The organism is Roseateles sp. FW305-36 (assembly GCF_058787015.1).
Genome location: NZ_JBYSZK010000052.1, coordinates 1 through 952 on the forward strand (window position 1 = coordinate 1; position 952 = coordinate 952).

The following is a 952-nucleotide window of genomic DNA, read 5'->3' on the forward strand; positions in this document are numbered from 1 at the left end:
CCGCTGATGCTGGCCACCGGCGCCTGGTTGGCCGCCGTGATCACCACCGTCTGCGTCTTGCTGTTGGTCAGGCCTCCGGCGTCGGTCACTGTCAAGGTCACCGTGTAGCTGCCTGCTGCGCTGTAGCTCTTCGTCGCCGACACCCCACTGGCGCTGGTGCCGTCCCCGAAGGTCCACGCATAGCTGGCGATGGCCCCTTCGGCGTCGGTACTGCCCGCGCCGGAGAAGCTCAGGCTCGCGCCCACCTGCCCGCTCGTCGGGCCGCTGATGGCAGCCACCGGCGCCTGGTTGCCCACGCCTCCCGGCGTCCACGCCTCCACTTCGGCGATGCGCGAGAGATAGTAGGTCGAGCTGGTCACCAGGACCCGGATGCGCGGTGTCGTGATGGGCGCGAAGGTGAACTGCCGCCACACCTTGTTGTTGCCGGTGACATTGCCGCCCGGCACATCCACCCACCCGGTGCCGTTCCAGTACTGGACCTGGAATTGCGTGATGCCGTAGTTGCTGAACGTCATCGTCAGCGTCGGCACTGAGGGCGAATAGGCGTTGTCCTGCAGCGTGAACACGTCGATTTCGCTGATCGTCTGCGTGCCGTTGAAGTCGATCTGCACCCAGTCCGGGTAGACGCCCGAGGTGGCGTCCGCCCACGCGCCACCCGCGCCCCAGTTCAGCCCCAGCCGGTCACCGTTGTTGACCGCGCTGGCGGGATATCGGGCGTCAAATGTGCTGGACGCCGTGGCGACGCCGCCGTTGGCGGCTGCGGCGACATTGACCGCCTGCCCTCCCGTTACCGCCGTGATCACCACGGTCTGCGTCTTGCTGTCGGTCAAGCCTCCGGCGTCGGTCACCGTCAGCGTCACCGTGTAGCTGCCCGCCGCGCCGTAGGTCTTTGTGGCCGACACCCCGCTGGCGCTCGTGCCGTCGCCAAAGGTCCACGCATAGCTGGCGATGG

Annotated in this window: 1 protein-coding gene; it reads right to left on the reverse strand. The window is 67.6% G+C overall.

From position 1 onward, the window contains the following. Window positions 1-952: PKD domain-containing protein (locus AC3WOE_RS30500; RefSeq protein ID WP_492696306.1), on the reverse strand; the 952-nt coding region annotated here is incomplete at both ends.